Below are 15,860 nucleotides of genomic sequence, written 5' to 3' on the forward strand. Positions count from 1 at the left end.
CCACATACCCGGTCGGCTCAATTGCCGCGCCACCAGCGCTGGAGGCGCCGGAACACACCCGGTCGAGGAGCCGGTTCGGGCGTCGCCGCAGTGGCCGCAGCAGTGGGTTCCGGAGCCGCCGTCTGCGACTGTGGCGTGCTGACCTGACCGTTGCTGAGACGCTGTGACGGCACCGAGTGCGCGGACCACGCCGTGACGTCCTGCCGGGGCTTGGGCGCGAACTTCACCGGAAGTTCCACCAGGTGCTGGTTGGAGATGGACGCCCTCCAGCGCAGCTCGTGCTCTTCGCATTCGAGTTGGACGTCCGGAAGGCGAGCCAGCAGCGCGTCGACGCCGACGTCGGCGATGGCGCGGCCGATGTCCTGGCCCGGGCACTCGTGGGGACCGCCGCTGAAGGCGAGGTGGGACCGGTTGCCCTGCATGTTGGCCTTGAGGTCGGGACGGACGCGCGGGTCGACGTTGCCCGGCGCAATGCCCAGGAGGAGGCCGTCGCCCTTGCGGATGTGCTGGCCGCCCAGCTCGGTGTCCTGCTTGGCGAAGTAGCCCAGGATGGTGCTGAACGGCGGCTCGTCCCACAGGGACTGCTCGACTGCCTGGGGCACCGTCATCTGGCCGCCGTTGAGCTGGGCGCGGAACCCCGGGTTGGTGAGCACCTCCCGCAGGACGTTGGCAAGAAGGTTGGCGGTGCTCTCGTACGCGACGATCAGGACGACGCGCAGGTGCTGGCCGATCTCCTTGTCGTCGAGTCGCGCCGGGTGGTTGATCAGATGGCTGGTGAAGTCCTCCCTGGGCTCGGCCCGGCGGCGGGCGGTGAGCCGCGTCAGCACGTCCATGATGTACGCGTTGCTGGCGATGGCGGTATCGGTGCCTTTGAGCATGTCGCGAGCTGAATGCACGATCCGGTCGTTGTACTCGTCGGGCATGCCGAGGATCTCGCACATCACCGCCATCGGCAGGTGCTCGCTGAACTGTGCGACCAGGTCGGCCCTGCCATCCTCGGAGAACTTGTTGACGAGGTCCTGGGTCACGCGGTTGATGTGGCGGCGAATGCTCCGATGGTCGATGGTCGAGATGGCGCCGTTGACCGCTCCGCGCAGCCGCAAGTGCTCGTCGCCCTCGGTGTGGCAGGTGATGGGCTCCCAGGCGATGTGCGGCATGAGCGGGTGATCCGGCTTGACCGTGCCGTCCCTCAGGGGAGTCCACAACCGGGTGTCGCGGCTGAACTGCGAGGGAGTGCGCACCATGTGAATGTTCTCGCTGAGACCGAGCACCACCCAGATCGGCACGTCTTCGTGGAGCAGCGCGGGGGCCACCGCGCCGTGTTCAGCTCGGAGTTTCTCGTACACGGCTCCCAGGTCCTCGGCCTCGGGGCCGTAGAGCCGGCGCAGTCCGCCGGGGCCGACGCCATGAGCGGGGCAGCCGGGGGGCGGGCTGAGGGCGGTGTCGTCCGTGCTGGTCGGGGAGAGGGGTTCAGGCGTCATGCTGATGGCTCCGAAACTGAAGTGGATCCGGTGTCAGAAGAGTTGGGGGTGTGCTGGATTGCTGATCGCCGCGCTCACACCGACGCCTTCGTCATCTCCAACGAATGCAGAAAGCGCATGAGCGTCATGAGCGTGTCCCGGCTGGAGGCCCGCCTTCGGGCGTCGCACTCCACGATCGGGATCTCCGGGGCCAGGTCGAGAGCCGAGCGCAGGTCCTCGACCGGGTAACGGGGGGCGTCCGGGAAGGAGTTGACGGCGATGACGAAGGGGACGCCTCGTTCCTCCAGTCGCCCTATCACGTCGAAGCTCACTTCCAGGCGCCGTGTGTCGATCAGGACGACCGCGCCCAGGGCGCCTTCGAACAGGCCGTTCCAGAGGAACCAGAAGCGTTCCTGGCCGGGGGTGCCGAAGAGGTACAGCACCAGTTGGTCGGTGATGCTGATGCGGCCGAAGTCCATGGCCACGGTGGTGGCGGTCTTGGAGTCGGAGCCGTAGTTGTCGTCGACGCCGATGCCGGCCTGCGTCATGGTCTCTTCGGTGGTCAGCGGCCTGATCTCGCTGACCGAGCCGACCATGGTCGTCTTGCCGACGCCGAATCCGCCCACGATCACGATCTTCACCGCGGCCTGGGTGGAGTGCGGCAGGCGGTCCTCGGTCCGTGGACCCGTGATGGTGTCAGAGCCTTTGAAGTCCATGCATCACCGCTTCGAGGAGGGAACGGTCGGCGAGCGACTGGCGGATCAGCGGGTCGCGCGCCTGGACCAGTTCGGCCGTCAGCAGCTCGGTGAGCAGGACGGTCACCACGCTGAACGGCAGGTTGAGGTAGGCCGAGAGTTCGGCCACGGACAGAGGGGCCTTGCAGAGGCGGAGCAGCGCCGACTGCTCCGGCGAGGCGGACGGCGTCGGATCGGCGCACGCCACGATTAACGTGACGAGGTCGAGGGGGGCGCGCTCGCCGCCCTGGGCCGCGCCGGTGAGCACATAGAGCCGTTCGGGGTTCTTCCCCTCCCCCTCCTTGCCCTCCGCACCTTCCGCGCCCTCCGGGCCCGCGCCGCCCTCCGTACCGGCCGTACTCAGAAGGAGCGGCTCGGGGGGCGGTTCCTGTTTGATCGGATAGCGCCGTCGGCGCTGCGGAGGAGTCATACGGTCTGCCCGTTCCGCCGGGGCGGACTCGTGAGGTGCTCGCCGATGCGGATGACGAGGTCACGCATGTGGTGGCTCATGCTGCCGGGTTCGGCGCCCACGTTGGCGAGGACCGCGAGGTAGGCGTTGGGACCGGCGGCCATCAGGTAGAAGTAGCCGCCGGTGACCTCGATGATGACCATCTTCATCGTGCCGTCGCTGCCCGGGATCTCGTGGGCGACGGCGCCCGCGAGGCTCTGCAGCCCCGCGCAGGCGGCGGCGACACGGTCGGCGGCGTCGGGGTCGCCGCCGTAGCGTGCGATGCGCAGGCCGTCGGCGGAGAGCACCACGATCTGCTGGACACCCGGTACGCCGTCGGCGAGTGCCTTGAGCATCCAGTCGAAGTTGGCTCGCTGCGAGATCACTTGAGGTCCCCCTCGTCGTCGGCCTCAGCGTGGGCCGGCTGCTGGTTGGTCGCACTGGGTGCGGTCGGGTCTTCCCGGCGGCCGCCGAAGGCCGCCAGGTCGTCCGGGTGGCCGCCCGGGGCCGTGGAGTCGCCCGGGAACACGTAGTCGGCCGCGTCGTCCGGGTGGCCGGAGAACGTCGTCGGGTCGTCGGGGTTCCTGGTGAAGGCCGTGGGGTCCGGGTCGCCCTTGAGGCCCTCCATGAACGCCTCGACCCACAGGCCCGGCAGGGGCTCGTCCTCCTTGGGCTTCTTCTTCTGCGACTCGGGCTCCCACAGTTTCCGCAGCTCCGGGTCGGCCTCCATCTCGGCCTCGGCGGCCCTGGAGCGGGCGTACCGCTCGCTGAGCGGAGTCGTGACCCGGCTGCGGCGCTGCGGCAGGCCGTTCTCGGTCCACTCGGTGACCTCCGGGACGTCGTCCTCCATGGAGACGGAGGCCGGGATTCGCGGGCCGGTCGTGGGGCGGCGCTTCTTGGGCGGGCGCTTGGGGCCTTCCACCGCACCGAGTTCGGGCTTGGGCGCGGCGGTGGCGCCGATGCCGTGGGCGAGACCGACACCGGGTTTGCTGGTGAGCATCTCGGACGGCACGACCAGGATGGCGCGGACACCGCCGTACGCGGACTGCCTGAGCGAGATCTGCATGTTGAACGCCTCGCACAGGCGTCCCACGACGGCCAGGCCGAGGCGCGGGGCCTCGCCGAGGTCGTTGAGGTCGAAGCCGGCCTGGGCGCGGGCGATCATGTCCTCGGCGCGCTTGCGGGACTCCTCGCTGAGGCTGACGCCGGCGTCCTCGATCTCGATGGCGATGCCGGTCTGCACCTCGGTCGCCGTGACGTGCACCTTGGTGTGGGGCGGCGAATAGCGCGTGGCGTTGTCGAGGAGTTCGGCCGCCGCGTGGATGACCGGTTCGACGGAGTTGCCGTCGACCTGGACCTTCGCGATGGAGGTCAGGTCGATACGGCGGTACTCCAGGATCCGGGACATCGCACCGCGCAGCACGCTGTACAGCGCGACGGGCTCGGGCCACTGACGTCCGGGCCGGCCGCCGCCGAGCACGGAGATGGAGTCGGCGAGACGGCCGATCAGCGCGGTGCCGTGGTCGATGCGCAGGAGGTCGTCGAAGACCTCGGGGTTGCGGCCGTGGTCCTCCTCCATCTCCCGGAGTTCGTTGGCCTGCTGGTGGACGATCGACTGGACGCGCCGGGCGATGCTGACGAACGCGCGCTGCGAGCCGTCCCGCATGGCCTCCTCGTGGTCGATGATCTCCATGACCAGGAGCAGCAGTTTGTTCTGCGGTACCGGGAGTTCGCGGTACGGGGAGTCCGCCATACCCATGTGGCGAATCACCTCTGAGGGTGAACCGACACCACGCATCATGCGGAGCGCGTACGGCAGGATCTCCTTGCCGAGCCGCTCGAAGTCCTCGTCGTGGGCGGCGATGCGCCGCTCCAGATACGCAGTGTGACGGGCGTGCTCGGCCCGCAGGCTACGGACGGTACGGCCACGGCGGACCACTTCGGCGGCCACCGCGACGACCAGGACCGTGGCGATGGCTCCGCACCAGCCGACGGCGATGCGGGCCGGCCCTGTCACCAGGGCGCCGGCTGCTCCGGTCGCCCCGGCCATCGCTATGGCAGGCAGCAACAGCACGCGCGCGTAGGGAAGTTCACGGCCACCGGGAGGCGATTGAACACTCACCATGTATGCCCTCTGAGACAGGTCGGCTGGGGTTGGGGGAACTTGCTGTGGGGTACGTCTGGGAACTGTCTGGATCTTCGGTATTTTTGGGAACAAGCGCACGAATACATCCCAACTTGGTGCGCTGCGGGCGAGCTTAGTCCGACCGGATCAACGCCGTGTCATATTCGGCAAGCCTCTGAAATGCCCCTTGCGACTGGAGTACCCTCAGCCTCATTTGCACGCTGCGGATGCAATCGCACACAATGCGTCACGACGTCCAGGCGTACGAAAACCACTCACCGTGATGGGTGAACGGGCCCCTCGGAGCCCTCGGGAGCGCCCCTGCCTCAGATGCCGGCGATGCGCAGCGCCGCGTCCGCGGTGGCTTCCGCGAAGACGGAGACCGGGCGCTCGGGGTCGGAGCGGTGTACGAGGATGACGCCCTCGATGAGCCCGAAGAGCAGATCGGTCCGCAGATCCAGCTCACTCTTGGCGAGCGCCCCACCGGCGGCCGTAGCGGCGAGCAACTGCCGGTAGGCGTCCTTGAGTTCGGCCCGTACGGCGTGGAAGCCGGCGAAGCGTTCGGCGCGCACCTCGGGGAGGAGGTAGAGGCCGCCGAGGTTGTGCGGGCCGCCGCAGAGCAGTTCGACGTCGGTGCGGCACAGCTCCCACAGGCGATCCCCGGCCGGGGTCGTGTCGTCGGCGAGCAGCCCTCGGGCGAATGTCAAGGAGGGGGTGACGGTCGACTCCAGCAGCTCGGCGAGCAGCTCCTCCTTGCCGGAGACGTAGTGGTACATGGATGCCTGGCGCATCCCGGCCCGCTCGGCGATGGTCCGGGTGGTGGTGGCCGCGTAGCCTCGGGTGGTGAACAACTCGGCGGCGGCGGCGAGCAGTTCGGCTCGTGGAGCGACCCCGCTGTCCGGCCGCTGCGCGGCCCGCGGCCTGCCGACCCGCCGTCCACCCGACCCGCCCGTCGTTCCCATGCGTTCGATCCTCGCATACCGACCGGTCCGGCGATCTTCGTGAGCAATCGGTAACGGGGTGGAAACACACGGGCAATTCCGATGTCTCGCCGCCCACCTAATTTCTGTCGGGCGACAGAAATTAGGTTCCAGGACGACTGGCACCACGAACAGCACGAACACGACGCGCACAACGAACACGACAACGAGCAGTACGACCGCAGTACGACTTGGAGCCGGAGGACCCGCGATGGGGACATCGACCACGTACGGAGCCCGCGACCACGCCCGTGCCCAGGAGGGCGCCCGGACCGAGGCCATGCCCGTCGTCCCGGCCGCCGACTGGCCGGCGCCGCCCTGCGAGGCGGGCCATCTGGTGTGGGCCGAGACGGTGGCGGGCGGCAACTACACGCACCGGGTGCTGGCCAGGGGCACCGAGCTGCGCCTGACCGACCTGCGCGGCGACGCCTGCGCCCATCTGCTGCTCTTCGTCGCGGACCGGCCCTGGGAGCGGCTGAACGTCGCCGACACGGTCAAGGTCCAGTGGAACGCCTACCTCGGCGAGGGGCAGTTGCTCCTCTCCGACCAGGGCCGTGTCCTCGCCACCCTCGTCGCGGACACCTCCGGGCGCCACGACGCGCTGTGCGGCACCTCCACCCTCGTACGCAACACGGACCGGTACGGCGACGGCACCCCGCAGTCGCCCTCCCCCGCCGGCCGTGAACTGTTCAAGCTGGCCGCCGCCAAGAACGGCCTCCAGCCGCGCGATCTGCCGCCCTCGCTCTCCTTCTTCCAGGGCGTGGAGGTACGCGAGGACGGCTCCCTCGACTTCACCGGCTCGGCCGGACCGGGCGGCAGTGTGACGCTGCGCGCCGAGCAGGACGTCACGGTGCTCATCGCGAACGTCCCGCACCCCGCCGACCCGCGCGAGGACTACGTCAGCACCCCGCTGGAGGTCCTGGCCTGGCGCGCCGGTCCGACCGCACCCGGCGACCCGCTGTGGGAGGCCACGCCCGAGGGACGCCGCGCGTTCCTGAACACCGCCGAATTCCTTGCCGCGAGGGGGCTCGCATGAGCACGTCCACATCCACGAGCACGACCATCGTTCCGGCCCGCGCCGCCTGGTCGTCGGTCGTCCGCGCCGGCGAGACACTGACCGTCACCGATCTGCACGGCAACCAGGCCGTCGACTTCCTCGTGTACGACGCCCACGACACGTCCGTGCGCTACAGCGCGCCCGACACGATCCACGCGCAGGGCGGCATCTTCCTCACGACGGGCAGTGTCCTGATGTCGAACGAGCACACGCCCCTGATGACCGTGGTCGCGGACGACGTCGGCCGGCACGACACGGTCGGCGGCGCCTGCTCGAAGGAGTCGAACACCCTGCGGTACGGCCATCACACCTGGTCGCAGCACGCGTGCGTGGACAACTTCCTCGCCGAGGGCGCCAAACACGGCCTGGGCAAAAGGGACTTGGTGTCCAACATCAACTGGTACATGAACGTGCCCGTGGAGAAGGACGGCACGCTCGGCATCGTGGACGGCCTCTCGTCACCGGGCCTCCGGCTCATCCTCCGTGCCGAGTGCGACGTACTGGTCCTGGTCTCCAACTGCCCCCAGATCAACAACCCTTGCAACGGCTTCGACCCGACGGCGGTGGAGATGACCATCACCGAGGCGGGCAAAGGGGCAGGCACCGGGGCGGGCGCGGAATGAGCTTCGACACGCTGCTGGTCGCCAACCGTGGCGAGATCGCGGTACGAATCATCCGTACGGCACGGGAGTTGGGCCTGCGCACGGTCGCGGTCTACTCCGACCCGGACCGCTCCGCCCCGCACGTCCGGCTCGCCGACGAGGCGGTGCGGCTCGGTCCGGCGCCCGCGAAGGAGTCGTATCTCGACGCCGACCTGGTGCTGGAGGCGGCCAAGGTGACGGGAGCCGGGGCGATCCATCCCGGGTACGGCTTCCTGTCGGAGGACGCGGCCTTCGCGCGGCGCTGCGAGGACGCCGGGATCGTGTTCGTGGGGCCGACGCCCGAGCAGCTGGAGCTGTTCGGCGCGAAGCACACGGCCCGGGCTGCGGCGGAGGCGGCGGGCGTGCCGCTGGCACCGGGCACGGGCCTGCTGGCGTCACTGGAGGAGGCGTTGGGGAAAGCCGCCACCATCGGCTATCCCGTGATGCTGAAGGCGACCGGCGGGGGCGGCGGTATCGGCATGTCGGCCTGCGCGTCGGCGGCCGAACTCGCCGAGGCCTGGGAGCGGGTGCAGCGCGTCGCCGCGGCCTCCTTCTCCTCGGCCGGTGTCTTCCTGGAACGGCTCGTCGAACGCGCCCGCCATGTCGAGGTCCAGGTCTTCGGCGACGGCGAGGGCCGGGTCGTGACCTTCGGCGACCGTGACTGCTCGCTCCAGCGCCGCAACCAGAAGGTGGTGGAGGAGGCCCCGGCACCCGGACTTCCGGCCCACGTCCGGGCCCAACTGGCCGACTCGGCCCGAGACTTGTGCGCGTCGGTCGGCTACCGCTCGGCCGGGACAGTGGAGTTCGTGTACGACGCCGCCCGCGAGGAGGCGTACTTCCTGGAGGTCAACACCCGGCTCCAGGTGGAACATCCGGTCACGGAGGAGATCTACGACGTCGACCTCGTCGCCTGGATGCTGCGGCTGGCACGGGGTGAGCGGGACGTCGTACGGGACCCGGGCACCCCTCGCGGTCACGCCGTCGAGGCCCGTGTCTACGCCGAGGATCCGTCCCGCGAACACCGGCCCAGCGCGGGCCTGTTGACACGAGTGGAGTTCCCGGGCGGGGTGCGCGTCGACGGCTGGGTGGAAACAGGGACGGAGGTGACCACATCGTACGACCCGATGCTGGCGAAGGTCATCGCGTACGGCTCCGACCGGGCGCACGCGTTGCGCCGACTGGACGAGGCGCTGGCCCGCACCCGGGTCGACGGCATCGAGACGAACCTGGGGCTGGTACGAGCGGCGCTCGCGGACCGGGACTTCCGCGCGGCGACGCACTCGACGGCGACCCTGGCGGGGGTGAACGATCCGACGCCACGGATCGAGGTGGTCTCCGGCGGAACGCTGACGACGGTCCAGGACTGGCCGGGCCGCACCGGCTACTGGCAGGTGGGGGTCCCGCCGTGCGGCCCGATGGACGACCGTTCGTTCCGGCTCGGTAACCGGGCCCTGGGCAACGACGAGGGCGCCCCCGGCCTCGAATGCACCCTGCAGGGACCGACGTTGAGGTTCACGCACCCCACGACCATCTGTGTGACCGGGGCTCCGGCACCGGTCACGCTGGACGGCACGCCGGTCGCGCAGTGGGAGCCGGTGACGGTACCGGCGGGCGGCGTACTGGAGATCGGCGCCCCGACCGAACAGGGCCTGCGGACGTACGTGCTGTTCGCGGGCGGCGGCCTGGACGTACCGCCGTTCCTCGGCAGTGCGGCCACCTTCACGCTGGGCAGGTTCGGCGGGCACGGGGGCCGGACGCTGCGTACGGGAGACGTCCTGCACGGCGGGACGACGACTGATTCGGGGACCCTGGTTCCCCCCGCCGACCGCCCGGAGTTCGCGTCCCCCTGGCACGTCGGGGCCGTCGAAGGGCCGCACGCGGCACCGGAGTTCTTCACCGAGGAGGACATCCACGACTTCTACGCGGCCGACTGGAAGGTCCACTTCAACTCGGCCCGCACCGGCGTACGGCTGGTCGGCCCCAAGCCCCGCTGGGCCCGCACCGACGGTGGTGAGGCGGGCCTGCACCCGTCCAACATCCACGACACGCCGTACTCCGTGGGCGCCGTGGACTACACGGGCGACATGCCGGTGCTGCTGGGCCCGGACGGCCCCTCGCTGGGTGGCTTCGTCTGCCCGGCGACGATCATCAGCACGGAACGCTGGAAACTGGGCCAGCTGCGCCCGGGCGACACGGTGCGCTTCACTCCCGTGGACACAACGGGCGTACAGCGGGCGGCGATTGTCGACGGAGGCGTACTGGCCCGGGACGGCGACATCACGTACCGCCGCAGCGGCGACGACAACCTGCTGGTCGAATTCGGGCCGATGCAGCTGGACTTGGCGCTCCGGATGCGCGTCCACGCGCTGATGGAGGCGGTGACGGAGCTGGACCTGGAGGGCGTGACGGACCTGACACCGGGCATCCGCTCACTCCAGATCCAGGCGAACCCGGCCGTCCTCCCCCAGTCCGAACTCCTGGCAGTCGTACGGGAGATCGCGACGAACATGCCCCCGGCGGACCGCCTGACGGTCCCCTCCCGCACGGTCCACCTCCCCCTCTCCTGGGACGACCCGGCGACGCGTGAGGCGATCGCCCGCTATATGGCGGGAGTTCGCGACGACGCACCTTGGTGCCCGTGGAACATCGAGTTCATCCGCCGGGTGAACGGCCTCGCCTCGGTGGACGACGTGTACCGCACGGTCTTCGAGGCGGAGTACCTCGTACTGGGCCTGGGGGACGTCTACTTGGGCGCTCCGGTGGCGACCCCCCTGGACCCACGCCACCGCCTGGTGACGACGAAGTACAACCCGGCCCGCACCTGGACGGCGGAGAACTCGGTCGGCATCGGCGGCGCGTACCTCTGCATCTACGGCATGGAGGGTCCCGGCGGCTACCAATTCGTCGGCCGTACGACGCAGGTGTGGTCGGGGTGGCAGCAGCGCGGCGCGTTCGAGCCGGGGTCGCCGTGGCTGCTGCGGTTCTTCGACCGTATCAAGTGGTACGCCGTCGAACCGGACGAACTCCTGGAACTGCGCGCGGACATCACCTCGGGGCGGTTCGTGCCGCGCATCGAGGAGGGTGTCTTCTCGCTGGCGGAGTACGAGGAGTTCCTGGCGGAGAACGCCGAGTCGATCGCGGAGTTCCGCTCGCGTCAGGGGGCGGCGTTCTCGACGGAGCGGGATGCGTGGGAGGCGGCGGGCGAGTTCACGCGGGCGGAGGCGGACACGGGCCCTGCGGCCCCCTCTCCCGAGGTGACGGTCCCGGCCGGGGGCCACCTTATCGAGGCCGAATTCGCCGCGTCGGTATGGCAGTTGAACGTGTCGGCGGGGGACGAGGTGACGGCGGGGCAGCCGTTGCTGGCGTTGGAGGCGATGAAGATGGAGTCCCGGATACATGCCCCGGTGGCAGGGGTGGTCCACGAGATCCTGACGAGGCCGGGGGCGCAGGTGGAGGCGGGGACGGCGTTGCTGATCCTTACGCCGATCACCTGATTTTCCTCGCCCCCGCCGCCCCTACCCGTCCCATCCCTGGGGGCTGCGCCCCCAGACCCCCCTTGTCGCGCTGAACGCGCTCGTCCTCAAACGCCGGACGGGCTGAAGTACCTGGACCTGGGCTGAAAGATCAAGCCCCGACCGCAACCCTCAAGCCCCGACCGCAGCCTTCCAGCCCCGGCCGGCTCCATCCAGCCCGTCCGGCGTTTGAGGACAAGGCCCGTTCAGGGCCGTAGCGGGGGCCTGGGGGCGCAGCCCCCAGGGATGGGACGGGTAGGGGCGGCGGGGGCGAAATCCCCTCACGCCAGCGTCGCGACCAGCACTGCCTTGATCGTGTGCAGCCGGTTCTCCGCCTCGTCGAAGACGACCGAGTGCGCCGACTCGAACACCTCGTCCGTGACCTCCAGCGACTCCAGACCGTACGTCTCGTATATCTCGCGCCCGACCTTCGTACCGAGATCATGGAACGCCGGCAGACAGTGCAGGAACTTCACGTCCGCGTTCCCGGTCGCCCGCAGCACATCCATCGTCACGGCGTACGCCGCCAGCGCAGCGATCCGCTCCGCCCACACATCCTTCGGCTCCCCCATCGACACCCACACGTCGGTGGCGACGAAGTCGACACCGAGCACGCCCTCCGGCACCGACTCCGTCAGCGTCACCCGCGCCCCACTCGCCTCCGCCAGCTTCCGCGCGTCGGCGACGACGTCCTCGGCGGGCCAGTACGCCCGCGGCGCGACGATCCGTACGTCCATGCCGAGCAGCGCACCGGTGATCAGATACGAGTTCCCCATGTTGAAGCGCGCGTCGCCGAGGTAGGCGAAGGCGATCTCCTTCAACGGCTTGCCGCTGCCGTGTTCGATCATCGTCAGTACGTCGGCCAGCATCTGGGTGGGGTGCCAGTCGTCCGTCAGCCCGTTGAACACCGGCACGCCCGCGTACGCCGCCAGCTCCTCCACCGCCGTCTGGCTGTCCCCCCGGAACTCGATTCCGTCGTACATCCGCCCGAGCACCCGAGCCGTGTCCTTCACCGACTCCTTGTGCCCCATCTGCGAGCCCGACGGGTCGAGGTACGTCGTCGAGGCGCCCTGATCCGCCGCCGCGACCTCGAACGCGCAGCGCGTACGCGTCGAGGTCTTCTCGAAGATCAGCGCGATGTTCCTGCCCGCCAGATACCGCGTCTCGGTCCCGGCCTTCTTCGCCGCCTTCAGCTCCGCGGCGAGATCGAGCAGCCCACGGAACTCCTCCTCGGTGAAGTCCAGCTCCTTGAGGAAGTGGCGCCCGGCGAGGGCGGTCGGGACAGTCGCCATGGGGGCGCTCCAAGTGATCCGGCAGTACGTACATGACATAGACGAATGGAAGTCTATACGACTCGTTACATTTATATACGGCCGGATTCTCCTAGGTCACGGCGTCCCGCTGCACCGGGCAGCTCATACACCGCGGCCCGCCCCTCCCCCGCCCCAGCTCACTGCCCGGGATCTCTATCACCTCGATGCCCTGCTTCCGCAGGTGCGTGTTCGTGGTCGCGTTGCGCTCGTACGCGACCACGACTCCCGGCTCGACGGCGAGGACGTTGCAGCCGTCGTCCCACTGCTCGCGCTCGGCCGCGTGCACGTCCTGGGTCGCGGTCAGGACGCGGATCTCGCTGAGGCCGAGTGCTGCGGCGATCGCCCGGTGCATGTGCTCCGGCGGATGGTCGGTGACCTTCAACTCCTTGTCCCCGACGCCCGGTTCGATGGTGTACGAACGGAGCATGCCGAGCCCGGCGTACTGGGTGAAGGTGTCCCCGTCGACCATCGTCATCACGGTGTCGAGGTGCATGAACGCGCGCCGCTTGGGCATGTCGAGCGCCACGATCGTCTCGGCGGACCCGGCGGCGAAGAGCTTGTGCGCGAGCATCTCGACCGCCTGGGGAGTGGTGCGCTCGCTCATGCCGATGAGTACGGCGCCGTTGCCGATGACGAGGACGTCCCCGCCCTCGATGGTGGAGGGGTAGTCCGCCTGCCCCTCCGACCAGAGGCGGAAGGTTTCGTCACGGAAGAGGGGATGGTGCCGGTAGATCGCCTCGAAGTGAACGGTCTCCCGCTGGCGGGCCGGCCAGCGCATCGCGTTGATGGAGACGCCGTCGTAGATCCAGGCCGAGGTGTCGCGGGTGAAGAGGTGGTTGGGGAGGGGGCCGAGGAGGAAGTCGTCCAGCTCCATGACATGGAAGCGGACCGAGGTCGGCTCCGCGTGCGCGGCGAGGAACTCGCGCTTGGTGATGCCGCCGATGAGCAGCTCGGCCAGCTCGGCGGCAGGCAGGTTCTCGAAGGCGGCCCGGAGATGGTCGGTGGCGAGCGGGCCGTACTCCTTCTCGTCGAAGACGCGGTCCAGTACGAGCGTCCGGGCCACCGGGATCGCCAGGGCCTCGGTGAGCAGATCGCCGAAGAGGTGGACGGCGACGCCCCGGTCGCGCAGGACGTCGGCGAAACCGTCGTGCTCGGCGCGCGCACGGCGCACCCACAGGAGGTCGTCGAAGAGAAGGGCGTCCTTATTGCTGGGGGTGAGCCTTTTGAGCTCTAGGTCCGGCCGGTGCAGGATGACGCGGCGCAGCCGCCCGGCCTCGGAGTCGACATGGAATCCCATATCTCCATCCTGACCACTCCGAACCGCGTTCACCCGCTGGTCGGCGGATATTACGGGATAACCCTCGCCACACCACTCCCCCCTCCCACTCCCCATCTCGTCCCCTTGACGATAACCAGGTGGACCGAATATCGTCTACATGACGACAAGTGGTGCGGAGGGCGCCTGCGCACAGGTGACAGCCTCCGCACCGGACGAGGGGATGGACGACAGGCACATGGCCGACATCACCCGGCGCCTCGGCTGGCGCCATCTGCGGGGCACGCCCACGGCCCACATCCGCCACCAACGCTCCGGCCGACTGGCGCACGACGGTCCCGGGCTCAGCTTCTGGTTCCGCGCGCTGACCGCAACGCTGTCCGAAGTCCCGGTCGACGACCGGGAGTTGGCGATGACCTTCCATGCCCGTACGTCCGACTTCCAGGACGTGGCGGTCCAGGCGACCGTCACCTACCGCGTCAGCGACCCCGCCCTCGCCGCCGCCCGCCTCGACTTCTCCGTCGACCCGGACACGGGCGTCTGGCGGGGCGCGCCCCTGGAGCAGCTGGCGACGCTGCTGACGGAGACGGCCCAGCAGCACGCCCTGGACGTCCTGGCCCGTACGCCGTTGTCGGCCGCGCTGGTCGACGGGGTGGCGTCGGTGCGGGAACGGGTCGCGGCGGGGCTGGGCGCCGAGCCACGCCTCCCGGCCACGGGCATCGAGGTGGTGGCCGTACGGGTGGTGGCGCTGCGGCCGGAACCCGAGGTGGAGCGGGCGTTGCGCACCCCGGCCCGCGAGCAGATCCAGCAGGAGGCAGACCGCGCGACGTACGAACGCCGGGCGGTGGCCGTGGAACGCGAGCGGACCATCGCCGAGAACGAACTGGCCAGCCAGATCGAACTCGCCCGGAGGGAGGAGCAGTTGGTCGACCAGCGGGGTACGAACGCCCGCCGGGAGGCCGAGGAGTACGCGGCGGCCGACGCGGTACGGGCGGACGCGGAAGCGGCGCGAGTGGTACGGCTGGCGGAGGCGGAGGCCGCGAGCGTGCGGGGCGTGGGCGAAGCACGGGCAGAGGCCCAGGCGGCGTGGCTGCGTGCCCACGCCGACGCGGACGTGGCCCTGCTGCACGCCCTGACGGGCACGCGGCTCGCGGAGAACCTGCCCCGGATCGACAGCGTGACGGTGTCACCGGACGTACTGACCGGCCTGCTCGCCAGGCTGGGAGGAGCGCAGCAGTGAGTCTGGCTCCGCGGGCCGTCCTGGTCCACCGCACCACGGAGTACGAGGAGTTGGTGGCCCGGCACGGCACGCACGGCCAGGCCGCCTTCTTTCTCCGTTCCCGGGGACGGGACATCGAGGAGGTGGCCGAGCGCCACCACCGCACTCGCCGGTCCATGGCGGAGGTGACTGCCGCGATCCCTCTGACATGGCGTCAAACGCAGCTGGAACGGGCCGACTTGGACCGCTTCCTCTTCGCGCCCGAGGACGTGGTCGTCGTGGTCGGGCAGGACGGGCTGGTGGCGAACGTCGCCAAGTACCTGGCCGGGCAGCCGGTGGTGGGCATCGACACGGACCCCGGCCGCAATCCGGGCGTCCTGGTACGCCACCGCCCGGCGGACGCCCGGACGCTCCTCCCGTCGGTACTCGCGACGGCAACAGGCGGCTCCGAACTGACCATGGTCGAGGCGGTCGCCGACGACACCCAACGACTGCTGGCCCTCAACGAGATCTATCTCGGCGCCGCCGGTCACCAGACCGCCCGCTACCGCCTGAGCCTCGACGACGACAGGGGTGTCGTCGAGGCCCAGGCCTCGTCCGGGGTGCTGGTGGGGACGGGGACCGGGGCGAGTGGGTGGTTGCGGTCGGTGTGGCAGGAGCGAGGCGGTGCGGATGCCGGTCCGCGCCTGCCGGGTCCGACGGAGGACCGGCTGGTGTGGTTCGTACGGGAGGCGTGGCCGTCTCCGGCGACCGGGACGTCGTTGGTCGCGGGCGAGCTGGGGGCCGCCGGCCGGCTCACCCTCACGGTCGAGTCCGAACGGCTGATCGCTTTCGGGGACGGCATCGAGAGCGACGCGGTGGAGTTGACGTGGGGGCAGACGGTTCGGGTGGGGGTGGGTGGGGAGAGGTTGCGGTTGGTGGGCTGACATTTTCCTCGCCCCCGCCGCCCCTACCCGTCCCTCCCCCAGAGGGGGGACCCCCATCGGGGGCTCCGCCCCGGCTAGGTTTTTCAGCCCGTCCGGCGTTTGAGGACGAGGCCGTCCAGGCCGACAAGCGGGGGTCTGGGGGCGCAGCCCCCAGGGAGGGGAACGGGTA

The 15,860-nt window shown here is 69.9% G+C and carries 13 protein-coding genes; 5 read left to right on the top strand and 8 right to left on the bottom strand.

All coding sequences use genetic code 11. The features are described from left to right. Positions 1-17: 17 nt before the first annotated feature. The 6 genes from ACWCRB_RS34895 to ACWCRB_RS34920 all read right to left on the bottom strand — a co-directional run bounded on the left by ACWCRB_RS34895 (position 18) and on the right by ACWCRB_RS34920 (position 5,729). Positions 18-1,481, bottom strand: a complete 1,464-nt coding sequence (locus ACWCRB_RS34895; RefSeq protein WP_450999882.1) for a cytochrome P450 — start codon at positions 1,479-1,481, stop codon at positions 18-20. Between the two features lie 74 nt (positions 1,482-1,555). After that, positions 1,556-2,176: a GTP-binding protein gene (locus ACWCRB_RS34900; RefSeq protein WP_450415519.1), complete on the bottom strand. Its 621-nt coding sequence runs from the start codon at positions 2,174-2,176 to the stop codon at positions 1,556-1,558. Beyond that, positions 2,157-2,624: a DUF742 domain-containing protein gene (locus ACWCRB_RS34905; RefSeq protein ID WP_450999883.1), complete on the bottom strand. Its 468-nt coding sequence runs from the start codon at positions 2,622-2,624 to the stop codon at positions 2,157-2,159. The genes ACWCRB_RS34900 and ACWCRB_RS34905 overlap by 20 nt, the downstream gene beginning before the upstream one ends. Then, on the bottom strand, positions 2,621-3,028 hold the full coding sequence (locus tag ACWCRB_RS34910) for a roadblock/LC7 domain-containing protein (protein WP_450415521.1): 408 nt from the start codon (positions 3,026-3,028) through the stop codon (positions 2,621-2,623). Before ACWCRB_RS34910 ends, ACWCRB_RS34905 begins: the two co-directional genes overlap by 4 nt. Then, the gene (locus tag ACWCRB_RS34915) at positions 3,025-4,767 is read right to left on the bottom strand and encodes a sensor histidine kinase (RefSeq protein ID WP_450999884.1); all 1,743 of its coding nucleotides are present in this window, start codon (positions 4,765-4,767) and stop codon (positions 3,025-3,027) included. The genes ACWCRB_RS34910 and ACWCRB_RS34915 overlap by 4 nt, the downstream gene beginning before the upstream one ends. Positions 4,768-5,093: 326 nt before the next feature. After that, positions 5,094-5,729, bottom strand: coding sequence for a TetR/AcrR family transcriptional regulator (locus tag ACWCRB_RS34920; protein WP_450999885.1), 636 nt, complete (start codon positions 5,727-5,729; stop codon positions 5,094-5,096). Between the two features lie 229 nt (positions 5,730-5,958). On the opposite strand from ACWCRB_RS34920, the gene ACWCRB_RS34925 reads away from it, so the two are divergent. The 3 genes from ACWCRB_RS34925 to ACWCRB_RS34935 are packed head-to-tail and all read left to right on the top strand — an operon-like array spanning position 5,959 to position 10,939. Next, positions 5,959-6,783, top strand: coding sequence for an urea amidolyase associated protein UAAP1 (locus ACWCRB_RS34925; RefSeq protein ID WP_369035844.1), 825 nt, complete (start codon positions 5,959-5,961; stop codon positions 6,781-6,783). Beyond that, on the top strand, positions 6,780-7,427 hold the full coding sequence (locus ACWCRB_RS34930) for an urea amidolyase associated protein UAAP2 (RefSeq protein ID WP_450999886.1): 648 nt from the start codon (positions 6,780-6,782) through the stop codon (positions 7,425-7,427). The genes ACWCRB_RS34925 and ACWCRB_RS34930 overlap by 4 nt, the downstream gene beginning before the upstream one ends. Next, positions 7,424-10,939 carry a 5-oxoprolinase/urea amidolyase family protein gene (locus ACWCRB_RS34935; RefSeq protein ID WP_450999887.1) on the top strand — a complete coding sequence of 1,172 codons (3,516 nt, stop codon included), beginning with the start codon at positions 7,424-7,426 and terminating at the stop codon, positions 10,937-10,939. Before ACWCRB_RS34930 ends, ACWCRB_RS34935 begins: the two co-directional genes overlap by 4 nt. 299 nt (positions 10,940-11,238) lie before the next feature. On the opposite strand, the gene argF is transcribed toward ACWCRB_RS34935, so the two are convergent. After that, the gene (gene argF / locus ACWCRB_RS34940) at positions 11,239-12,249 is read right to left on the bottom strand and encodes an ornithine carbamoyltransferase (RefSeq protein ID WP_450999888.1); all 1,011 of its coding nucleotides are present in this window, start codon (positions 12,247-12,249) and stop codon (positions 11,239-11,241) included. A 91-nt stretch (positions 12,250-12,340) separates the two neighbouring features. Continuing rightward, positions 12,341-13,567 carry an arginine deiminase gene (locus ACWCRB_RS34945; protein WP_369029416.1) on the bottom strand — a complete coding sequence of 409 codons (1,227 nt, stop codon included), beginning with the start codon at positions 13,565-13,567 and terminating at the stop codon, positions 12,341-12,343. A gap of 217 nt (positions 13,568-13,784) precedes the next feature. Here ACWCRB_RS34945 and ACWCRB_RS34950 point away from each other — a divergent pair, with 217 nt between their 5' ends. Then, positions 13,785-14,786: an SPFH domain-containing protein gene (locus ACWCRB_RS34950; RefSeq protein ID WP_369029415.1), complete on the top strand. Its 1,002-nt coding sequence runs from the start codon at positions 13,785-13,787 to the stop codon at positions 14,784-14,786. After that, the gene (locus ACWCRB_RS34955) at positions 14,783-15,691 is read left to right on the top strand and encodes a hypothetical protein (RefSeq protein WP_450999889.1); all 909 of its coding nucleotides are present in this window, start codon (positions 14,783-14,785) and stop codon (positions 15,689-15,691) included. The genes ACWCRB_RS34950 and ACWCRB_RS34955 overlap by 4 nt, the downstream gene beginning before the upstream one ends. The last annotated feature ends 169 nt before the right edge of the window (positions 15,692-15,860 follow it).

The organism is Streptomyces sp. NPDC002156, from assembly GCF_053593675.1.